General features: G+C 67.6%; 18 protein-coding genes. 6 read left to right on the top strand and 12 right to left on the bottom strand.

Going from position 1 to position 19,694, the window contains the following annotated elements; translation table 11 throughout:
- Positions 1 to 51: 51 nt before the first annotated feature.
- The 4 genes from trmB to ACWV14_RS19995 all read right to left on the bottom strand — a co-directional run bounded on the left by trmB (position 52) and on the right by ACWV14_RS19995 (position 3,901).
- Positions 52 to 807: a tRNA (guanosine(46)-N7)-methyltransferase TrmB gene (trmB, locus tag ACWV14_RS20010; RefSeq protein ID WP_454903280.1), complete on the bottom strand. Its 756-nt coding sequence runs from the start codon at positions 805 to 807 to the stop codon at positions 52 to 54.
- Positions 807 to 1,721 (bottom strand): tRNA glutamyl-Q(34) synthetase GluQRS, encoded by a 915-nt coding sequence (gene gluQRS, locus ACWV14_RS20005; RefSeq protein WP_454903278.1) that lies wholly within the window; start codon positions 1,719 to 1,721, stop codon positions 807 to 809. The genes trmB and gluQRS overlap by 1 nt, the downstream gene beginning before the upstream one ends.
- 7 nt (positions 1,722 to 1,728) lie before the next feature.
- Positions 1,729 to 2,829 carry an NAD(P)/FAD-dependent oxidoreductase gene (locus ACWV14_RS20000; RefSeq protein WP_454903276.1) on the bottom strand — a complete coding sequence of 367 codons (1,101 nt, stop codon included), beginning with the start codon at positions 2,827 to 2,829 and terminating at the stop codon, positions 1,729 to 1,731.
- Positions 2,830 to 2,947: 118 nt separating this feature from the next.
- Positions 2,948 to 3,901 (bottom strand): LysR substrate-binding domain-containing protein, encoded by a 954-nt coding sequence (locus ACWV14_RS19995; RefSeq protein ID WP_454903275.1) that lies wholly within the window; start codon positions 3,899 to 3,901, stop codon positions 2,948 to 2,950.
- Positions 3,902 to 4,061: 160 nt separating this feature from the next.
- On the opposite strand from ACWV14_RS19995, the gene ACWV14_RS19990 reads away from it, so the two are divergent.
- From ACWV14_RS19990 to ACWV14_RS19975, 4 genes are all read left to right on the top strand, one after another.
- Positions 4,062 to 4,763, top strand: a complete 702-nt coding sequence (locus tag ACWV14_RS19990) for a pirin family protein (protein WP_081270110.1) — start codon at positions 4,062 to 4,064, stop codon at positions 4,761 to 4,763.
- Between the two features lie 36 nt (positions 4,764 to 4,799).
- Positions 4,800 to 5,258: a DoxX family protein gene (locus tag ACWV14_RS19985; RefSeq protein WP_454906038.1), complete on the top strand. Its 459-nt coding sequence runs from the start codon at positions 4,800 to 4,802 to the stop codon at positions 5,256 to 5,258.
- Between the two features lie 196 nt (positions 5,259 to 5,454).
- A complete protein-coding gene (locus ACWV14_RS19980) occupies positions 5,455 to 6,006 on the top strand; it encodes a flavodoxin family protein (protein WP_454903273.1) in 552 nt (183 codons plus the stop codon).
- Between the two features lie 149 nt (positions 6,007 to 6,155).
- The gene (locus tag ACWV14_RS19975; protein WP_454903271.1) at positions 6,156 to 7,079 is read left to right on the top strand and encodes a pirin family protein; all 924 of its coding nucleotides are present in this window, start codon (positions 6,156 to 6,158) and stop codon (positions 7,077 to 7,079) included.
- Between the two features lie 75 nt (positions 7,080 to 7,154).
- On the opposite strand, the gene ACWV14_RS19970 is transcribed toward ACWV14_RS19975, so the two are convergent.
- The 5 genes from ACWV14_RS19970 to ACWV14_RS19950 all read right to left on the bottom strand — a co-directional run bounded on the left by ACWV14_RS19970 (position 7,155) and on the right by ACWV14_RS19950 (position 12,427).
- Positions 7,155 to 8,729, bottom strand: a complete 1,575-nt coding sequence (locus tag ACWV14_RS19970; RefSeq protein ID WP_454903269.1) for a tripartite tricarboxylate transporter permease — start codon at positions 8,727 to 8,729, stop codon at positions 7,155 to 7,157.
- A gap of 4 nt (positions 8,730 to 8,733) precedes the next feature.
- Positions 8,734 to 9,255 carry a tripartite tricarboxylate transporter TctB family protein gene (locus ACWV14_RS19965; protein WP_454903267.1) on the bottom strand — a complete coding sequence of 174 codons (522 nt, stop codon included), beginning with the start codon at positions 9,253 to 9,255 and terminating at the stop codon, positions 8,734 to 8,736.
- 145 nt (positions 9,256 to 9,400) lie between these two features.
- Positions 9,401 to 10,951 (bottom strand): sensor histidine kinase, encoded by a 1,551-nt coding sequence (locus ACWV14_RS19960; protein ID WP_454903266.1) that lies wholly within the window; start codon positions 10,949 to 10,951, stop codon positions 9,401 to 9,403.
- The gene (locus ACWV14_RS19955) at positions 10,908 to 11,618 is read right to left on the bottom strand and encodes a response regulator (protein WP_454903265.1); all 711 of its coding nucleotides are present in this window, start codon (positions 11,616 to 11,618) and stop codon (positions 10,908 to 10,910) included. The genes ACWV14_RS19960 and ACWV14_RS19955 overlap by 44 nt, the downstream gene beginning before the upstream one ends.
- A gap of 17 nt (positions 11,619 to 11,635) precedes the next feature.
- Positions 11,636 to 12,427, bottom strand: coding sequence for a sulfurtransferase (locus ACWV14_RS19950; protein ID WP_454903264.1), 792 nt, complete (start codon positions 12,425 to 12,427; stop codon positions 11,636 to 11,638).
- 62 nt (positions 12,428 to 12,489) lie between these two features.
- Here ACWV14_RS19950 and dnaE point away from each other — a divergent pair, with 62 nt between their 5' ends.
- A complete protein-coding gene (gene dnaE / locus ACWV14_RS19945) occupies positions 12,490 to 16,008 on the top strand; it encodes a DNA polymerase III subunit alpha (RefSeq protein ID WP_454903263.1) in 3,519 nt (1,172 codons plus the stop codon).
- Between the two features lie 108 nt (positions 16,009 to 16,116).
- The gene (locus ACWV14_RS19940; protein ID WP_454903261.1) at positions 16,117 to 16,470 is read left to right on the top strand and encodes a YgiW/YdeI family stress tolerance OB fold protein; all 354 of its coding nucleotides are present in this window, start codon (positions 16,117 to 16,119) and stop codon (positions 16,468 to 16,470) included.
- A gap of 27 nt (positions 16,471 to 16,497) precedes the next feature.
- Here ACWV14_RS19940 and ACWV14_RS19935 read toward each other — a convergent pair whose 3' ends face one another.
- From ACWV14_RS19935 to ACWV14_RS19925, 3 genes are all read right to left on the bottom strand, one after another.
- Positions 16,498 to 18,231, bottom strand: a complete 1,734-nt coding sequence (locus ACWV14_RS19935; RefSeq protein WP_454903259.1) for a peptidoglycan D,D-transpeptidase FtsI family protein — start codon at positions 18,229 to 18,231, stop codon at positions 16,498 to 16,500.
- Positions 18,232 to 18,317: 86 nt separating this feature from the next.
- Positions 18,318 to 19,241, bottom strand: a complete 924-nt coding sequence (locus tag ACWV14_RS19930; RefSeq protein ID WP_454903258.1) for an energy transducer TonB — start codon at positions 19,239 to 19,241, stop codon at positions 18,318 to 18,320.
- A 3-nt stretch (positions 19,242 to 19,244) separates the two neighbouring features.
- Positions 19,245 to 19,682 (bottom strand): ExbD/TolR family protein, encoded by a 438-nt coding sequence (locus ACWV14_RS19925; protein ID WP_081271152.1) that lies wholly within the window; start codon positions 19,680 to 19,682, stop codon positions 19,245 to 19,247.
- Between the last annotated feature and the right edge of the window lie 12 nt (positions 19,683 to 19,694).

The raw sequence follows: 19,694 nt of genomic DNA, 5'->3' as shown, positions 1-19,694 counted from the left end.
TGTAGCAATTTCGAGGCCAGGGGGAAAGCCCGGGCCGGCTCCAGACTTGCCCTAGGCGCGCTCGAAAACCAGGTCCCACACGCCGTGGCCCAGCTTGATGCCCCGGTTCTCGAACTTGGTGAGCGGGCGGTAGTCGGGCTTGGGCGCGTAGCCCTCGGCCGTGTTGCGCAGCAGCGGCTCGCCCGACAGCACCTCGAGCATCTGCTCGGCATAGGGCTGCCAGTCTGTGGCGCAATGGATGTAGCCGCCGGGGCGCAAGTGCTGCGCGAGCTTGGTCACGAATTCGGGCTGGATCAGGCGGCGCTTGTTGTGCCGCTTCTTGTGCCACGGGTCGGGGAAGAACACATGCACGCCGGCCAGCGTGCCGGGCTGCAGCATGTGGTCGAGCACGTCGACCGCGTCGTGCGCGCAGATGCGGATGTTCGACAGCGACTGCTCGCCGATGCGCTTGAGCAGCGCGCCCACGCCAGGCTCGTGCACTTCGCAGCAGAAGAAGTTGGTCTCGGGCAGCACCGTCGCGATGTGCGCGGTGGCCTCGCCCATGCCGAAGCCGATTTCCAGCACGGTGGGGCCGGCGCGGCCGCCGAAGGCCGCCGTCAGGTCGAGCGGCTCGGGCTTGTAGGGCACCAGGTACAGCGGGCCCAGTTCGGAGAAGGCGCGCGCCTGGCCTTCGGTGGTGCGGCCGCCGCGCTTCACGAAGCTCTTGAGGCGGCGATGCAGCGGATGCGGCTTGTCCGCGTCGTCGTCGGGGGCGGGCGCGTCGTCGCTGCGCGGGAGGTCGTTGGGCACGGTGTCGGGAAGGTTCATTACGGCCGCGAATTGTAGAGAGCGCGCCATTCGGGCACCCAGGCGGCCAGCGCGGCCGTGCAATCTGCGGCCGCGGCGGGCCCCAGGCCGAGCACGCGCGCGGCGGCGTCGAGCGCGGCCAGTGCGGCTGCCGGCGTGCCGGTGTCGATGGCGGCGGCGCCGTTCTGCTTGGAGAGCTTGTCGCCGTCGGCGGCGCGCACCAGCGGCGTGTGCAAATAGGTCGGCGTGGGGAAGCCGAGCGCGCGCTGCAGCAGGATCTGGCGCGCGGTGTTGTCGGTGAGGTCTTCGCCGCGGACCACGTCGGTCACGCCCTGCTCGGCGTCGTCGACCACCACGGCGAGCTGATAGGCCCAGGGGCCGTCGGCACGTCGCAGCACGAAGTCGCCGACCTCTCGGCTGACGTCCTGGCACTGGCGGCCCAGGCGGCGGTCGGTGAAGCAGAGTTCGCCGGGCGGCTGGCTTGCTTCGAATTTCTCGGTGGCAAAGCGCCAGGCGCGCGCCGGCTTGCCGTGCAGGCCGTCGCGACAGGTGCCGGGGTAGACCCGCTCGCCGTGCCGTTCATGCCGCTGGCCGAGCCGCGCGAGCGCCTCGTCGATGTCCTTGCGCGAGCAGCCGCAGGGGTAGGCCAGCCCGCGATCTTTCAGCCGCGCCAGCGCAGCCTCGTAGTGCGCGGTGCGCTGTGTCTGCCATACCGGGGGCTCGTCGGGCAGCAGGGCGCAGTCGGCGAGTTGCTGGAGGATGCGCTCGCCCATGCCGGGCAGGCAGCGCTCGGTGTCGGCATCCTCGATGCGCACCAGCCAGCGCGCCTGCGGCCCGCGCGCGCGCACGTCGAGCCAGCTGGCAAGCGCGGCCACCAGCGAGCCCGCGTGCAGCGGGCCGGTGGGCGAGGGCGCGAAGCGGCCGGTCTCCCTCATCTCCCGTTCAGATGACGGCGAGCGCGAGCGACAGGCCCGAGAGGAAGGCGTCTTCCACGCGATGGCCGATGCACCAGTCGCCGGCCACGCCGATGCGGGCCTTGGCGTCCCAGAGGTGCGTGGTGCCCACGGGCACTTGCGTCTGCGCTTCGTTCCAGCACAGGGCCTGGGCGTGCGCGGGCGTGGCATGGATGCCGGTGATCTCGGCGAAGGCGCGCAGCAGCTTGGCTTCGACGCGCGCGGGCGTGTCGCGCAGGTGCTCCTGCGACCAGGTGGCGCTGGCCTGCAGCGTCCAGCGCTCGACCGGCTCGCGGCCGGGCTTGGACGATTCGCGCGCCAGCCATGCCACGCGGTGGTGGGTGCTGCGCGCCGCGTTCCATTGCGGGCCGAGGTGCGACATGTTGGGCTGGTTGGCCTGGGGGTAGGCAATCATCAGCGTCCAGCAGGGGGCGATGCGTACCGGTTCGACCTTGGCGGCGAGCCGGGCCGAAAGCCTGTCGCCGTCCAGCAAGGCGCGCGTGGGCGAAGGCGGCACGGCGAGCAGCACGGCGTCGAAACCGGAATAGACGTGAAGGGAGTCGTCGGCGCCCGCGGTACGCAGCTGCCAGCGCTTGGGGTCGAGCGCATCGGGCTCGATCTGCGTGACCTGCGTGCCGGTGATGAGGCTGTCGCCCAGCGGCTTGGCCCAGTGGGCTACCAGCGCGTCCATGCCGGGCTGTGCCACCCAGTGCGATTCGAGCGAGGGCAGGGCGGCTTCGGCCACTCGGCCGTGGGCGTCGAGCACGCGCACGAGGTTGGCGCTCCAGCGCTTGCAGACGCCGGGCGTGTTTTCGAGGGCCAGCGCGAAGCGCGGGTCGCGCACGGTGAAGTACTGGGCGCCGCTGTCGAAGCGGCCGAAGGCGGTGTCGACGCTGGCCATGCGGCCGCCGGCCGTGGCCCCGCGTTCGAACAGCGTGACCTTGTGGCCGGCCTGCACCAGCGTTCGGGCGCAAGCCACCCCGGCGATGCCGGCGCCGACGACGGCGTAGTGCCGTGACGGGGGCGAGGGGCGCGGGGTGGCCGGGGTTCGGTGGCGGTCGGCGGGTTTTGCAGTTGCGCGAGAGGTCATGACGGACTCTTTTCTTCTGGATGGGAGGCGGTTGGATGTGTCTGCACTCTACATCGGTCCGGCGGGGGCTTTGCCTGAGGGCACACCCTTAGCGCGTCGGCGCGAATCCGGGTCATGCTCATCGACCGCGGTGCCGTTCGAGCAATGCGCGCCGCGTGCCTTCATGCTCGAACTGCGCGAGCCACCATTCGAGCGCGCGCCCTGGCTTGCCCGCGCTGCGCACGCGCCATGCGCAATGCAGGGAGCCCAGCGGCTGCGTGCGCTCGGTCTTCAACTCGACCAGGTGCCCCGCCTCGATGTACGGCCGCGCCATCGGCTCGGGAAGAAAGCCGCCGCCCAGCCCGTGCAATTGCGCGGCGATCTTGGCCTGCATGCTCGGGACCGTCAGCACGTCCTGCCCGCCCACGAGGTTGACCGTCATCGGCGTGCCGTGGCGCGTGGAGTCGGCAGCGGCCACCGCGCGGTACCCGCGCATCACGGCGTCGCTGAGTGGCTGTGGCAGGCGTGCGAGCGGATGGTGCGGCGCCACGGCGTAGACGAAACGCAGCTCGCCGATCAACCGGCTGCGGATGCCGGTAGCGGTGAAAGCCAGGCTCGCCGCGTCGAGCACCGCGCCGATCGCCAGGTCGGCTTCGCCGCTGGTCAGCGCCTCGATGGTTCCCAGCAGCGTCTCGTCGCGCAGCTTGAGCCGCGTGGGCGGCTCGAGCGCGAAGAAGGCGGTGGCCAGGTCGAGCAACGGGTCGCGCGCGATCACGCTGTCGACAGCAATGGTCAGCATCGGCTCCCAGCCGGTGGCCACGCGCTTCACGCGGTTGGCCACCGCGTCGATTTCCTTGAGCAGCCGGTCGGCCTCGCGCAGCAGTTCGGCGCCGGCCTCGGTCAGCCGCGCCTGGCGCGCGCTGCGGTCGAACAGCAGCACGTCGAGCGCATCCTCGATCTGGCGCACCCGGTAGCTCAGTGCGCTGGGCACCAGGTCCAGCGTGCGCGCGGCGGCGGCAAAGCTGCCCGTGGCGGCCACGGTCTGGAGCATGGCCAGGGCGTCGGGGGTCAGTACGTCTCGGGGGCTGGGCATGGCGGCTCCATTGATCAAATTATTTGAATGGTGCCATCAAAACACGGCGTCTTTCCGAATGGGGTGCGGACCTAAAGTTCTTTACATCCGCTGCGCATCCGGCGCGGCATACGAAGAAGGCCCGAGCATCCCCACGGGGCAGGGCCAAAGGAGTTCTACGATGTTGCAAGTCCGTAAATCACAGGAACGCGGTTATGCCGACCATGGCTGGCTGCGCTCGTTCCACAGCTTTTCCTTCGCCAACTACTACGACCCGGCCCACATGGGCTTCGGCAACCTGCGCGTGATCAACGAAGACCGCGTGGCGGCGGGCGCCGGCTTCGGCACCCACGGCCACAAGGACATGGAGATCATCAGCTACGTGCTGTCGGGCGAACTGGCGCACAAGGACAGCATGGGCAACGTGGAAAGCATTCCGCCCGGCGACGTGCAGCGCATGAGCGCGGGCCGCGGCGTGATGCACAGCGAGTTCAACCACAAGGCCGACGAGACCACGCACTTCCTGCAGATCTGGATCCAGCCGAACGTGCGCGGCATCGAGCCCGGCTACGAGCAGAAGCAGTTCAGCGACGCCGAGAAGCGCGGCAAGCTGCGCCTGGTGGCTTCGCCCGACGGCAGCGACGGCTCGGTGAAGGTGCATGCCGACGCACGCCTGTACGCCGGCCTGCTCGACGGTGAAGAAAAAGCCAGCCTGGCGCTCGACCCGGCGCGCAAGAGCTATGTGCACCTGGTGCGCGGCGAACTCGAAGTGAACGGCCAGAAGCTTGCAGGCGGTGACGCCGCGATGCTCGAGGGCGAATCGCAGCTGACGCTGGCCGACGGCAAGGACGCCGAAGTTCTGGTGTTCGACCTGGCCGCCTGATCCCCCTTTGCCGGGCGCCCGCCGCCCGGCTTTTTTCTGTCCCTTTTTCAATTTCAACAACCGAGGAGTTTTTCAAGCATGGCAACCACAACCACCACCAATTCGGCACAAGACACGCTGGCCCTGATCGGCCGCGTCCTGATCGCCTACCTGTTCATTCCCGCCGGCTTCGGCAAGCTGATGGGCTTCGGCGGCACCGTCGGCTACATCACCTCGGCCGGCCTGCCGTTGCCCGAAGTGGCCGCGGTCGTCGCGATCATCGTGGAATTGGGCCTGGGCATTGCGCTGCTGCTGGGCTTCAAGACCCGCTGGACCGCCATCGTGATGGCTGTCTTCACCATCGTGACCGCACTGTTCTTCCACAAGTACTGGTCCGCACCCGAAGCGATGAAGATGATGCAGCAGATCAATTTCAACAAGAACATGGCGATCGCCGGCGGCCTGCTTGCGCTCGCAGCATTCGGTGCCGGCCGTTTCAGCATCGACAAGAAGTAATCTTCTCTTTCAGGGCTGGGGGGCGATCACGCTGGCGGGGTACTCTGCTCCGCGAATGTCCCCCGCCCTTCGGGCTCCTCCTTTATTTCGCTGCGCAGAGCACCCCGCCAGCGTGATCCGTCCAGAGCACTGGTAATCGGCGAGCACACACCCCTAACAACGAACACGCACACTCATTTCACCTCGGAGAAATTTCATGGCAAACATCGTCATCGTCTTCCATTCCGGCTACGGCCACACCCAACGCGTGGCGCAAGCCGTGGCAGACGGCGCGGGCGCACAGCTGCTCGCCATCGACGCCGACGGCAACCTGCCCGAAGGCGGCTGGGAAACGCTGGCCGCGGCCGACGCCATCATCTTCGGCTCGCCCACCTACATGGGCGGCGTGAGCTGGCAGTTCAAGAAGTTTGCCGACGCCTCGTCCAAGGTCTGGTACACGCAGGGCTGGAAAGACAAGCTCTTCGCCGGCTTCACCAACAGCGCCACCATGAACGGCGACAAGGTCACGACCCTCACCTACCTGTGGACCCTTGCCATGCAGCACAGCGGCATCTGGGTCAGCATGGGCATCCTGCCGACCAACAACAAGGCCGCCACGCGCGACTCGATGAACTACGTGGGCGGCTACGGCGGCCTGCTGACGCAATCGCCCTCCGACGCCAGCCCCGGCGAAATGCTCAAGGGCGATTTCGACACCGCCCGCGCATTCGGCGAGCGCATCGCGGCGGTGGCAACATCGCGGGGTTAAAACCACCCCCAGGCTTCGCGCACTTCGTGTCGCTTCGCCAACCCCCTCACCGGGGGCGACACCGGCGGCCCGGCAAAGCCGGTTACGCGGTGTCCCGCGAATGGGCTGCGACCAACGAAGCCGATCACTCACTCATCAAGGAGAACACGATGACCGACGCCATTCCAGAGACTCAACTGCTTCGACCGCACGACAAGGACCTGGGCGGTGGCTTCAAGGTCAGGCGGCTGCTGCCGGCGGCGCAGCGCCGTTCGGTCGGGCCGTTCGTGTTCTTCGACCACTTCGGCCCCGCTACCGAAGTGCCGGGCAGCGAGCACGACGTGCGGCCGCATCCGCACATCGGCCTTTCCACGGTCACCTATCTCTTCAAGGGCGCGATGATGCATCGCGACAGCCTGGGCAGCGTGCAGGAGATCCTGCCCGGCGCCATCAACTGGATGACCGCGGGGCGCGGCATCGTGCACTCCGAGCGCAAGCCCGATCGCCTCAAGGCCGACACCTACGAGAACCACGGCCTGCAACTGTGGGCCGCGCTGCCGCAGGCGCATGAAGAGGTCGAGCCGAGCTTCGAGCACACGCCCGCTGGCGCCATCCCGGAAGCGGTGGTGCAGGGCGTCGATGTGCGCGTGCTGGTGGGCGAAGCCTTCGGCGTGCGCTCGCCGGTCAAGACGCTGTCGCAGACCGTTTACCTCGACATCGCATTGCCGGCCGGTGGCCGCTTCGAGCTGCCCGCGCTGGCGCCGGAACTGGCCGTGTACACGGTCGACGCCGATGCGAGCGTCGATGGCGAATTGGTGCCCGCGCACACCATGGCCGTGCTGCCCGCCGGGCAGGGCGCGGTGCTGACGGCCGACACCGCCGTGCGCCTGATGGTGATCGGCGGCGAGCCGCTCGACGGGCCGCGCTACATCACCTGGAATTTCGTTTCCAGCCGGCGCGAGCGCATCCTCGAGGCCGGTGCCGATTGGGCGGCGCAGCGCATGGGCCACGTGCCCGGAGAAACCGAGTTCATTCCGCTGCCGGGCAAGCCTTTCGGCGTGCGCGAGCCGGACACCGGCACTACACCTGTCTGAGACAGACCCGCTTGAAAATGAAGAAGGCCCGCATCAGCGGGCCTTCTTCTTGATGGAACGGAAAGCAGGGTCGGCTTACTTGCCGCCGCCGCCCATCGAGGCAGCCTCCGCGGGCGGAGCGCCTTCAGGCGGCTTGGGCAGGTCCATCATTGCCTTGCGGCCACCGCGACCGCGCCATGCCGAGTAGCCCACGCCCAGCAGCAGCAGTGCGCACAGGCCGATGAAGGTGCCGCTGATCGGACGGGTCACGAACACCGACAGGTCGCCGCGCGAGAGCAGCAGGGCGCGGCGGAAGTTCTCTTCCACCATCGGCCCGAGCACGAAGCCCAGCAGAATCGGCGCGACCGAGAACTCCAGCGTCATCAGCACCGCGCCGACGATGCCGAAAACCAGCACTTCCCAGATCTGGAACAGGCTGTTCTGCGTGCTGTACACGCCCGTCGCAATGAAGAACATCGCGGCAGGGAACAGGTACTTGTAGGGCACCTTCAGCAGCTTCACCCACACACCGATCATCGGCACGTTCAGAATGACGAGGATCACGTTGCCGATCCAGAACGAGGCGATCAGGCCCCAGAAGATGTCCGGATGCTCGGTGATGAGCTGCGGGCCGGGCTGGATGCCCTGGATCAGCAGCGCACCCAGGATCAGCGCCATCACCGCATCGCCCGGAATGCCCAGGCTCATCGTCGGGATGAAGTCGACCTGCGTCTTCGAGTGCGCAGAGGCCTCGGGGCCTGCCACGCCTTCGATCATGCCGGTGCCGAACTTGTTCGGCGTTTTCGACACCTTGCGCTCCAGCGCGTAGGCGATGAAGGTGGTGATGGTCGGGCCCGTGCCGGGCATGGCGCCGAACACCGTGCCGACGATGGTGCCGCGGATCATCGCGGGGAAGGCGCGCTTGAGCTCTTCCTTGCTCGGGCGCATGTCGCTGAGCTTGAGCGTGCCGGTGTCGCCGATGGCCTTCATGCGGTTCACGTTGAGCAGGAAGTCGGCCACGCCGAACAGGCCCATCGAGATCGCCACCAGTTCCAGGCCGTCGCTCAGTTCAGGCAGGCCGAACGCGAAGCGGAAGCTGCCGCTGTTCACGTCGGTGCCGACCACGCCGCACAGCAGGCCGAACAGCGTCATGGCCACGCCCTTGAGCGGCGAGCCGCGCGACATGGTGGAGCCGGCCAGCAGGCCCAGCAGCATGATCGAGAAGATCTCGGTCGGGCCGAACTTGAACGCGATCTGCACCAGCAGCGGCGAGGCGAAGATCATCACGATGATGCCGACCGACGCCGCGAAGAACGAGGCGATCATCGTCACCCCGAGCGCGACGCCCCCCTTGCCCTGCTTGGTCATGGGGTACCCGTCCAGGCAGGTCACCGCATGCGGCGGGTGGGACGGCATGTTCATCAGGATGGCGCCGATGGCACCGCCGTACTGCGAGCCGTAGAAGATACCGGCCAGCATCAGGATGGCGGGCACCGGGTGCATCACGTAGGTGAGCGGCAGCAGGATCGAGATGGCCTGCAGCGCGCCCATGCCCGGCAGCACGCCGATCAGGTTGCCCACCAGCACGCCGAAGAAGGACCACAGCAGGTTCGAGCCCTGGAAGGCAACGCCGAAGCCGAACCACAGGTCATGTAGCGATTGACCGATCATGATCTCAGCCTCCCCACTGGAACAGGGGGAGCTGCAGCTTGAGCGCCCACCAGAAGACGACCACCGCGATGAACGACATCGCGAGCGAAAGCAGCACTGCTTCGGTCAGCGTGTTGTCGCGGTCGCCGAGCGCCGAGATGAACACGATGGCGAAGGTCGCCGGCAGCAGGCCGCCGTACTCGCCGAACAGCAGGAACGCGAGGATGCCCAGGATGATGCAGACGCCGCCGCGGATGTCGGGCATGCCGCCTGGATGGCCGTGCGAGACGGCCTCTTCGGATACGGGCTTGTCGCCGCGCGCGGACACCGCGATGAGCAGCCCCGTGAGTGCAAGCAGCGCGCCCAGCGCCACCGGGAAGAAGCCCGGTCCCATGTGCGCGAGCTCGCCCACGCGGTAGCCGACGCCGGCGTAAACCGCGGCCAGTCCGATGACGATCAGCAGGGCGCCGCCGTAGTAGTCTTTCTTGAATCTGGAAGCGGGCCGGGGCGCGTGCGAGGCCGGATCTTCACCGAGCTGGTGCTGCATAAGTCTCCTTCGATTTGGAAGGAGGGCAGTCTAGGAATCGAGGCTTTCAATCCCCTTTCGGGTGGGGCGCAAGCGGCCTGTGGAGCCTCAAAATACGTGTAATCACGTACCGGCGTATCCGGTGAAACCCTAGCAAAAACAGGCCTCAGGCGAGGTGCAGCGGCAGCCTCAGCGTGGCGCGCAGTCCGCCGCCGGTGTTGCTCTCTGGCATGCCCGCGCTGTCGAGTTCGATCTCGCCGCCGTTTCGCCGCGCATAGCCGCGCGCAATGGTCAGGCCGAGGCCCGCGCCGTGTGCCGCGCCCGCATCCACGGCCGGGTCGCGGTGAAAGCGCTCGAACACGCTCTCGCGCCGCTCGGGCGCGATGCCGGGGCCGTTGTCCCACACCTCCGCCAGCGCAGACGAAGCATCGCGCCGCACGGTCACGGTGATGTTGCCGCCGCGCGGCGTGTACTTGAGTGCGTTGTGCACGAGGTTCGCGAGCACCTCATGAAGCTCCGCCGCGTTGGCGAGCACCGGCAGCACGGGCGTGTCGTCGTCTTCGCCTTCCTCGTCGGCGGCGACGGTATCGCTGCGCGCATCGACCCAGCCCAGGTCCTGGTCGTTCTCGCGCGCGAGCGGCAGGTACTCGAGCACGACGCCGCGCGCGATGGCGTTGAGGTCGACCACCGCGGGTTCGGCCCGGGCGGCTTCGCCTTCGGTGGTGGCATGGGCCAGCGCGAGCAGCTGTTCGCTGAGGCGACGCGTGCGCGCCAGCTGCGCGACGATGGCATGCAGCGACTCGCGCATGCGCGCGGGGTCGGTCTCGCGCACCGCGTAGCCGGCCTGGATGGACAGGATGCTCAGCGGCGTGCGCAGCTGGTGCGAGGCATCTGCCAAGAACTGCGATTGCTCTTCCACCATGCGCCGGTGGCTCGCGATGTGGTGGTTGACCGCGTCGACCAGCGGCACCACTTCCTTGGGCACGCCGTTGGCGTCGAGCGGCTTCAGGTCGTCGCGCGAACGCTCGCGCAGCGAGCGGCGCAGGCGCTCCAGCGGGCGCAGGGTCCAGGCCACGCCCAGCCACACCAGCAGCGCCATCACCAGCACCATGCGGGTGTCGCGCAGCAGCTCCTGGCGCAGCGACTCCGACTGGGCCTCGGTGCGCGGCCCGATGCCCTCGGCCGCCTGTATCAGCACGCTGTACGCCACGCCGGGGTGGACGTGGTCGTACACCGTCTGGCGCAGCGCGGCCACGCGCACGCGGTGTTGCTCGTGCAAAGCGTCGTAGAACACCGGCACGCCGTCGGCGGGGCGGGCGGCGGGCCGGGGCAGGCCGGGCACGCCCATGAGCGTGGTCTCGGGCGAGTTCACGTCGAGCGTGCCGCCCTTCGGAATGCGCTGCACGCCAACGTGCAGGTACTTGTAGCGCAGGTGCGTCGACTCGAACATCGCCTGGATCGAGAAGGGCTCCTGCACGCGCACGCTGCCGTCGCTCGCGACCACGATGCCGTTGGCCAGTGCCTGCACGGGTTCAAGCAGGCTCTGGTCGTAGGCGGCCACCAGCGAGTCGGTCAGCGCGCGGTAGTCGTTCCAGCTGTCCAGCGCCAGCAGCGTGACCATCCCCGGCAGCAACAGCGCCAGCAGCCGCGTGCGGATGCCGAAGCGCTGCGGCTCAGTCGCCGGCGATGGGGTTGGCGGCCGAGGCTGCGGATCCATCGGCAATGCCTTCGAGCATGTAGCCCAGGCCACGCACGGTGACGATGCGCACGTCGCTGTCCGCCAGCTTGCGCCGCAGCCGGTGCAGCACCACTTCGATGGCGTCCGGGCCGGCGGTGCTGTCGTTGGTGAACACCTTGGCAAAGAGCTGCGACTTGCCGACCGGCGAGCCGCTGCGCATCAGCAGCGCGGTCAGCGCCGCCTGCTCGCGCGGCGTGAGCGACAGCAGCGTGCCGCGCAGCGTGAAGGCATGGCTCTGGCTGTCGTAGGAGAGAGAAGCGCACTGCAGGCGCGGGTGCTGCTTGCCGCGGCTGCGCCGCACCAGCGCCGACAGGCGGGCCTCCAGCTCGACCAGCTCGAAAGGCTTGGAGAGGAAGTCGTCGGCGCCCAGGTTCAGGCCGCGCACGCGGTCCTGCAGGGCGCCCTGCGCGGTGAGGATCAGCACCGGGGTGCGGTCGTCGGCATTGCGCATGTCGGCCAGCACGGTCAGGCCGTGCTTGTCGGGCAGGCGCAGGTCCAGCACGATGGCGTCGTATTCGGTGCCGGCCATGAAGGCTTCGGCGGTGCGCGCGTCGGGCGCGTGGTCGGCGACGAAGCCGCTCTGGGTCAATGCGCGGATCAGCCAGGAGGCCATGTCCAGTTCGTCTTCGACCAGGAGGATGCGCATGGAAAGCTGCCGGTGGTTCAGGTCTTCAGGCCGAGGTTCAGGTCGACGTCTTCCGCCGCGCGTGCACTTGCGTCGGCCGCGCGGGCGCTCAGGTCGGGCGCCAGCGCGCGCCGGCCGTCGAATACGAAGCAGTCGCCGTGGTAGTGCGCGCCGCCGACCTGCTCGAAGTATTTGAGGATGCCGCCTTCGAGCTGCAGCACGTTCTCGATGCCTTCCTCGCGCATCAGGATGGCCGCCTTCTCGCAGCGGATGCCGCCGGTGCAGAAGCTCACCACAGTCTTGCCGGCGAAGTCGGCGCGGTGCTCCTTCAGGGCGGGCGGGAATTCGGTGAACTTGGTGATGCGCCAGTCGATCGCGCCGTCGAAGGTGCCTTCGTCCACTTCGAAGCCGTTGCGGGTGTCGAGCAGGGCGATTTCGCGGCCCTCGTCGTCATGGCCCTGGTCGAGCCAGCGCTTGAGCGTGGGTGCGTCCACGCCGGGTGCGCGGCCGGCGGCGGGCTGTATGGCCGGGTGGTCCATGCGGATGATCTCGCGCTTGAGCTTCACCAGCATGCGGCGAAAGGGCTGCGATGCTGACCAGCTCTCCTTGGCCTCGAGGTCGGCGAAGCGGGCATCGGCACGCAGATGGGCCAGAAAAGCCCGGACGCCGTCTGCCGAACCCGCCAGAAACAGGTTGATACCCTCCGGCGCCAGCAGGATGGTGCCCATGAGGTCCAGGGCCTGGGCGCGGGCGCGCAGGTCTTCACGCAGCACGGGGCTGTCGTCGATGGCCACGAACTTGTAGGCCGCGATATTCAAAATCTCTTGCACGGGGCGGGATTGTAGGGAACCCCAACTCACATGGTGAATGCGGTGCTTTCTACAATGGCTGGATGTTTGTTCACCTGCGCCTGCACACCGAGTTTTCCGTCGTCGACGGCACCAACCGAATCGATGAAGTCATCAAGGCCGCGGCTGCCGACAAGCAGCCCGCACTGGCCATCACCGACCTGAACAACCTGTTCGGCGCGGTCAAGTTCTACAAGCAGGGGCGGGGCAAGGGCGTCAAGCCGGTCATTGGCGCCGAGATCTTCATCGACGGGCTGGGCAAGGAGCCAGGTGCGCTGACCCGCATCGTGCTGCTGGTGCAGAACATGGAAGGTTATCTGAACCTCTCCGAGCTGCTGGCGCGTGCCTGGACGCAGAACGTGGCGCGCGGCCAGTCGCAGGCGGCCTGCAAGCTGGAATGGGTACAGGAACTGGCGGGCGGGCTGATCGCGCTGTCGGGCGCGCAGGCCGGGCCGCTGGGCCAGCCGTTGCTGCAGGGGCAGGGCGAGCGCGCCGCCGAACTGGCGCTGCAACTGGCGGGGATTTTTCCGCATCGCTTCTACATCGAACTGCAGCGCGCCGGCCGTCCCGAAGACGAGCCGCACGTCATTGCCGCCGTGCAACTCGCGGCGCGGCTGCGTCTGCCAGTGGTGGCCACGCACCCGGTGCAGTTCGCGGCCCGCGAAGACTACGAGGCGCACGAAGCGCGCGTGTGCATTTCCGAAGGCGAGATTCTGGGCAACCCGCGCCGCGTTCGCCGCTTCACCGAAGAGCAGTACTTCAAGTCGACCGCCGAGATGCAGGGCCTGTTTGCCGATGTGCCGAGCGCGCTGGCCAACACGGTCGAGATCGCCAAGCGCTGCAACCTGACGCTGGTGCTGGGCAAGCCGCAGCTGCCGGACTTTCCCACGCCTTTCATCAGCGACGGCGTGCGCATGCCGATCGGCGAGTTCTTCCGCCAGGAGTCGTTCGAGGGGCTCGAGGCGCGCCTGAAGCACCTCTACCCCGACGAGGCCAAGCGCAATGCCGAGCGCCCCCGCTACGTCGAGCGGCTCGAGTTCGAGATCAACACGATCCTGAACATGGGCTTCCCGGGCTACTTCCTGATCGTGGGCGACTTCATCAAGTGGGCCAAGGAAAACGGCTGCCCGGTGGGACCGGGCCGGGGCTCGGGTGCCGGCTCGCTGGTGGCCTATGCGCTGAAGATCACCGACCTCGACCCGCTCGAATACAAGCTGCTGTTCGAACGTTTCCTGAACCCCGAGCGCGTCTCGATGCCCGACTTCGACATCGACTTCTGCCAGGGCAACCGCGACCGCGTGATCGACTACGTGAAGGACAAGTACGGCCGCAACGCCGTGAGCCAGATCGCCACCTTCGGCACCATGGCCGCGCGCGCGGCCATCCGCGACGTGGGCCGCGTGCTGGACATGAGCTACATGTTCTGCGATGGCATCAGCAAGCTGATCCCGAACAAGCCCGGCATGTCGGTCACGCTGCAGTACCCGCCCGAGAAGAAGATCGAGGGCGACAAGAACAACTACGCCATCGAGATGGAGCCGCAGCTCGCGGAGCGCATCGAGAAGGAAGAAGAAGTCCGCATGCTGGTCGAGCTCGCGCAGAAGCTCGAAGGCATGACCCGCAACATCGGCATGCACGCCGGGGGCGTGCTGATTGCGCCGGGCAAGCTCACCGACTTCTGCCCGCTCTACCAGCAGCCGGGCAGCGAATCTGCCGTGAGCCAGTACGACAAGGACGACGTCGAAGCCATCGGCCTCGTGAAGTTCGACTTCCTGGGCCTTGCCACGCTCACCATCCTGGAGATTGCGCGCGAGTTCATCATGAAGCGCCACAAGGGCCAGGAGAACTTCGCGTTCGAGAACATCCCGCTGAACGATGCGGCCACTTACCGGCTGTTCTCCGAAGGCAAGACGGAAGCGGTGTTCCAGTTCGAATCTCGCGGCATGCAGGGCATGCTGAAAGATGCGCGCCCCACGCGGCTGGAAGACCTGATCGCGCTGAACGCGCTCTACCGCCCGGGCCCGATGGACCTGATTCCCAGCTTCGTGGCGCGCAAGCACGGCCGCGAAGAGGTCGAGTACCCGCACCCGGCCGTGGCCGAGATGCTCTCCGAGACCTACGGGATCATGGTCTACCAGGAGCAGGTGATGCAGACCGCGCAGATCCTGGGCGGCTACTCGCTCGGCGGCGCCGACTTGCTGCGCCGCGCCATGGGCAAGAAGAAGCTCGAGGAAATGGCCGAGCACCGCGAGAAGTTCCGCGCCGGTGCGCTTGCCACGCACGGCATCGTCCAGGACAAGGCCGACGAAATCTTCGACTTGATGGAGAAGTTCGCGGGCTACGGCTTCAACAAGTCGCACGCCGCCGCCTACTCGCTGCTGGCGTACCACACGGGCTGGCTCAAGGTCCACTACACGGCCGAGTTCTTCTGCGCCAACATGACCGTGGAAATGGACGACACGGACAAGCTCAAGCTGCTGTTTGAAGACGCCCAGAAGAACTTCGGCATCACCTTCGAGCCGCCGGACGTGAACCGCGGCAACTACCGCTTCGAGCCCGTGACCGACCGCGTCATTCGCTACGGGCTGGGGGCGGTCAAGGGCACAGGCCAGCTCGCGGTCGAGGCCGTGGTGCGGGCGCGCGAAGAGGGCGGCCCGTTCAAGAGCCTGTTCGACTTCTGCGTGCGCATCGACCGCCAGCGCATCAACAAGCGCACGGTGGAAGCGCTCATCAAGGCCGGCGCCTTCGACTCCATCCAGCAGAACCGCGCGTCGCTGATCGCTTCGGTCGACCGGGCCTTCGAGTTCGCCAGCGCGACCGCGGCCAATGCTTCGCAGGTCGACATCTTCGGCGACTGCGAACACGGCTCGGCCACGGCAGAGCCCGACCTGGTCGACGCCACGCCGTGGGGCGTGAAGGAGCGCCTGACGCTCGAGAAGACGGCCGTCGGCTTCTACCTGTCGGGCCACCTGTTCGACGAGGTCTCGCACGAGGTGCGGCGCTTCTGCAAGCGCGAGATCGGCGACCTGCTCGACAGCCGCGACCAGCAGGTCATTGCCGGCATCGTGAGCGACTTCCGTGTCATCAACGGCCAGCGAGGCCGGCTGGCGATCTTCAAGCTCGACGACAAGTCGGAGGCCATCGACGCCACCGCCGACGAGGCGACCATCAACGCCAACCGCAACACGCTGAAGGACGACGAACTCGTCATCGTCAGCGGCCGGCTGCAACCGGCGCGCGGCGGCTTCGAGGCGCGCTTCCAGGTGCAGCAGGTGTGGGACCTGGCCACTGCGCGCTGCCGATTCGGCAAGTTCCTGCGCGTGGCGGTAAACGGCAAAGCGCCCGACATCGCACGCCTGATCAAGGACTTTCCGCCGCGCACCGAGCAGACCGAGGTCGGAGACCTGGTCCAGGGCCTGCCGGTGCGGCTGTCGATGGCGCGCGGCGGTGCGCAGGTCGAGCTGCAACTGGGCGAGCGTGCCAAGTTCTTCCCTACCGACGCGGCACTGGCCAGCTGGACCGCGCAGGCGGAGGCCGGCAAGGCGCAGATCGTCTACGACTGAGCGAGTGCGGGGGCGCGCCCTCAAGCGCCTTTGGCGCGTGGGCCCTTTCATCGGCCCGCTACGATCTTCCTTGTGCTTTTCAACCCGAAGTTCAAGGAGGAACTCGCCATGAATAAATCAGCTCTCGTTCTCACGCTGGCCTTGGCCCTGCCGTTTACCGCCTCTGCCCAGTACGCGGGCCCGAGCACCGTGCCGGCGATGAACGTCAAGCAGCTGCTCGAAACCGGCAAGGACGACCAGCACGCCACGTTGCGCGGCTTCATCGTCTCGCACGACGGCGGGGAGCACTACACCTTCGCGGACGACACCGGCCGCATGAAAGTCGAGATCGATGCCAAGCATTTCCCCGCCGGCGTGAAGATCGACGACAAGGTGCGCGTCGAGATCACCGGCGAGCTCGACAAGGACCGGTTCGGCAACAAGATCGAACTCGACGTGAAGCGCCTCAGCCTGGCGCCCTGATCCTCTTCCTTCGCCCGGAAGACGGGCTCAGTGCGACGACTGCGGCGCCACGGCCAGGTCGGGCAGCACGTTCATGATGCGCAGCGTCTGCTGCACCACCTGGCTGAACACCGGCGCCGCGACCAGGCCGCCGAAGTACTTGCCCGCGCCGGGCTCGTCGATCATCACCGCGACGATGATGCGAGGCTTGTCGATGGGCGACATGCCGGTGTACCAGGCGCGGTACTTGTTGCTCGCATAGCCCTTGCCGACCTGCTTGTGCGCGGTGCCGGTCTTGCCGCCCACCGAGTAGCCCACGGTCTGCGCGAGCGGCGCGGTGCCGCCGGGCGCCGCGGCCAGGTGCATCATCTGCCGCACCTGGCTCGCCACCAGTGGCGAGAACACCTGCACGCCGGCCGGCTCCTCGCCGTTGTTCTTCAGCAGGCTCACCGGAATCACTTCCCCGTCGTGCGCGAATGCCGTGTAGGCGTGCGCGATCTGGAACAGCGAAGCCGACAGGCCGTAGCCGTAGGACATGGTGGCCTGTTCGATCGGGCGCCACGACTTCCACGGACGCAGCCGCCCGGTCACGGCGCCAGGGAAGGGCGTCTGCGGCTTCTGGCCCAGGCCTACCGCGGTGAGCGAGTTCCACATTTCCTGCGCCGACATGCGCTGCGAAATCTTGGTGGCGCCCACGTTGCTGGATTTCTGGATCACGCCCTCGACCGTGAGCACGCCGAAGTTCTCGTCGTCGTGGATGGTCGCACCCGACACGGTGATGCGGCCCGGGTTGGTGTCGATGATGGTCTTGGGCGTGACGCGGCCCAGTTGCAGCGCGGTGGCGACGGTGATCGGCTTCATGGTCGAGCCGGGCTCGAACACGTCGGTCATGGCGCGGTTGCGCAACTGCTCGCCCGTGAGGTTGCGGCGGTCGTTGGGGTCGTAGCTGGGGTAGTTGGCCATGGCCAGCAACTCTCCGGTGCGGGCATCGACCACCACCACGCTGCCGGCACGCGCCTTGTTGGTGACCACGGCGTCGCGGATCTTCTCGTAGGCCACGAACTGCACGCGGTCGTCGATGCTCAGCTGGATGTCGTGGCCCTCGGTGGGCGGCACCTGGTCTTCGGTGTCCTCGACGATGTGGCCCAGCCGGTCTTTCAGCACGTGGCGCGAGCCGGACTTGCCGGCCAGCTCCTGGTTGAAGGCCAGCTCGATGCCTTCCTGGCCCACGTCTTCCACGTTGGTGAACCCGGCCAGGTGGGCGGCGGCCTCGCCCTCGGGGTACTGGCGGCGGTAGTCGCGGCGCAGGTAGATGCCCTTGAGGTTGAGCGCCGCCACCTGCTTGGCGACCGACTGGTCGACCTGTCGCTTGATCCAGACGAAGCTCTTGTCCTCGTCCTCGAGCTTCTTGTCGAGCTCCTTCTGCGGCATGCCCAGCAGCTTGGCCACCTGCTGGAGCTTGGCCAGCACCTCGGGATCGTCGCGCTCGATGTCCTCGGGGATGGCCCAGATGCTGGGCGCCGGAATGTCCGAGGCCAGGATCAGTCCGTTGCGGTCGAGGATGCGGCCCCGGTTGGCCGGCAGCTCCAGCGTGCGCTGGTAGCGCACTTCGCCCTGGTGCTGGAAGAAGTCGTTGTTGAAGATCTGGACGTAGGCCGCGCGTGCCGCCAGCAGCATGAAGCCGAAGGCGATGCTGGCCACGATGAACTTGCTGCGCCACACGGGGGTGGGGCTGGCGAGCAGTGGACTGCTGCCGTAGCGGATGCGGCCGGTGGGATTCATGAGCCCTGATTATCGAGTTCCGGGTGACGTGCAAGTCACCCGGAAGGGGCCCGTTTTCTTAGCTGCGCGTTAGGCGCAAGCAGAGATCAGCGCTTGGGGCGCAGCGACACGATCAGCGACGGGAAGATGCGCCCGTCGGTGTCGCGCGGCAGCTTGTCGGTCTTGCGCAGGCCGCGCTCGGCCGCGTCGTCCCAGCCCGGCAGGCCGCTCGACTTGCTGAGCTTGACGCCGACGATGGTGCCGTCGGGTGCCAGGCTCACCTCGAACTCCGCTGCCGGGTTGCCGTTCACGGTGTCGGCATCGGGGAAGGTGATGTTCGGGCGGACCGCCGCGGCAATGCGGCCTGCATAGCCGCTGGACGGACCCGACGAGCGCATGGCCGTGCCCTTGGAGTCGTCGCTGCCGCTGGCACCGGCCAGGCCCTGCATGCGCTTGAGCGTCGCGGCTCGGTCGGCGGCGGCCTGCTTCGCGGCGGCCTCGGCCTTCTTGGCTTCAGCCTGCTTGGCCTCGGCCTCCTGCTGCTTCTTCTGCTCGGCCAGCTTCTGCTGCTGTTCCTTCTTGCGCTGGGCCTCGTCTTCGGCGCGCTGCCTGGCTTCGAGCTCTTTTTTCTTCTGCAGCTGCTGTTGCTGCTGCTCGAGTTCGCGCTCTTTCTGTTCCTTCTGCTCCTTGAGCTTCTTCTCGCGCTCAAGAGCGATGTCGGGCGCCTTGGGTGCGGGAGCGGGCTCGGGGGCCTTGGCCACTGGCGGAGGAGGCGGCGCCGGGGCCGGCGGCGGCGGCGCGGGAACGGGGGCCGGTGCTTGCGGTGCCTGCAGGCGGGGCGCCGCCTGTTGCACCGTGGACGACCACAGCTCCGCGTCTACAGCGCCTTCGTCGGCTTCGCTCTTCCAGCGCACGCCCCAGGTGAGCGCGGCAATCAGCAGGCCGTGCGCAATGAGGGCCAGCACGACGGCGCGCGGCGTGCCGCGCTGCGGCGGCGGTGCGAACTCGGGGCGATCCAGTGCGAGCGACATGCCTTATTTGCCGCCCGTGGTCGTGACCGACAGGCCCACGCGCTCGACGCCGCTGCGCTTGAGCTGGTTCATGGCCTTCACCACGGTCTCGTATTTCACCGACTTGTCGGCGCTGATGACCACCGGGCGGTCGTTGTCGCCGCCCTGGGCCTGCTTGGCCGCGGTGCCGATCTGCGTCATGGGGATCGACGTGCCGCCGGTGCCGGTGGACGGGTCTTTCTTGATCTGCACTTCGTCATCGCTCTTGATGACGATCTCGATGGGCTTGTCGGGCTGCTTGTTGGCGCGGTCGACCGTGGGCAGGTTGATCACGCTCGGCGTGATGAGCGGTGCGGTGACCATGAAGATGATCAGCAGCACCAGCATCACGTCGATGAACGGGACCATGTTGATCTCGTTGATCGTCCGGCGTCCTCGGCCCCGGGATGAAACGGCGGGCATGCGTCGCGCCTC

It is taken from the genome of Variovorax durovernensis (assembly GCF_977011995.1).
Note: the sequence above shows the minus strand (reverse complement) of the source record. Positions and strands in the feature narration are given on the sequence as shown.

Excerpts from the sequence above, each read along its gene's own strand:
- ACWV14_RS19960 (WP_454903266.1), bottom strand. The coding sequence starts at position 10,951 with ATGGATCCGCAGCCTCGGCCGCCAACCCCATCGCCGGCGACTGAGCCG.
- ACWV14_RS19995 (WP_454903275.1), bottom strand. The coding sequence starts at position 3,901 with ATGCCCAGCCCCCGAGACGTACTGACCCCCGACGCCCTGGCCATGCTC.
- ACWV14_RS19955 (WP_454903265.1), bottom strand. The coding sequence starts at position 11,618 with ATGCGCATCCTCCTGGTCGAAGACGAACTGGACATGGCCTCCTGGCTG.
- ACWV14_RS19980 (WP_454903273.1), top strand. The coding sequence starts at position 5,455 with ATGGCAAACATCGTCATCGTCTTCCATTCCGGCTACGGCCACACCCAA.
- ACWV14_RS19970 (WP_454903269.1), bottom strand. The coding sequence starts at position 8,729 with ATGATCGGTCAATCGCTACATGACCTGTGGTTCGGCTTCGGCGTTGCC.
- trmB (WP_454903280.1), bottom strand. The coding sequence starts at position 807 with ATGAACCTTCCCGACACCGTGCCCAACGACCTCCCGCGCAGCGACGAC.
- ACWV14_RS19935 (WP_454903259.1), bottom strand. The coding sequence starts at position 18,231 with ATGAATCCCACCGGCCGCATCCGCTACGGCAGCAGTCCACTGCTCGCC.
- ACWV14_RS19930 (WP_454903258.1), bottom strand. The coding sequence starts at position 19,241 with ATGTCGCTCGCACTGGATCGCCCCGAGTTCGCACCGCCGCCGCAGCGC.
- dnaE (WP_454903263.1), top strand. The coding sequence starts at position 12,490 with ATGTTTGTTCACCTGCGCCTGCACACCGAGTTTTCCGTCGTCGACGGC.
- ACWV14_RS19925 (WP_081271152.1), bottom strand. The coding sequence starts at position 19,682 with ATGCCCGCCGTTTCATCCCGGGGCCGAGGACGCCGGACGATCAACGAG.
- ACWV14_RS19940 (WP_454903261.1), top strand. The coding sequence starts at position 16,117 with ATGAATAAATCAGCTCTCGTTCTCACGCTGGCCTTGGCCCTGCCGTTT.
- ACWV14_RS19975 (WP_454903271.1), top strand. The coding sequence starts at position 6,156 with ATGACCGACGCCATTCCAGAGACTCAACTGCTTCGACCGCACGACAAG.
- ACWV14_RS20000 (WP_454903276.1), bottom strand. The coding sequence starts at position 2,829 with ATGACCTCTCGCGCAACTGCAAAACCCGCCGACCGCCACCGAACCCCG.
- ACWV14_RS19965 (WP_454903267.1), bottom strand. The coding sequence starts at position 9,255 with ATGCAGCACCAGCTCGGTGAAGATCCGGCCTCGCACGCGCCCCGGCCC.
- ACWV14_RS19990 (WP_081270110.1), top strand. The coding sequence starts at position 4,062 with ATGTTGCAAGTCCGTAAATCACAGGAACGCGGTTATGCCGACCATGGC.
- gluQRS (WP_454903278.1), bottom strand. The coding sequence starts at position 1,721 with ATGAGGGAGACCGGCCGCTTCGCGCCCTCGCCCACCGGCCCGCTGCAC.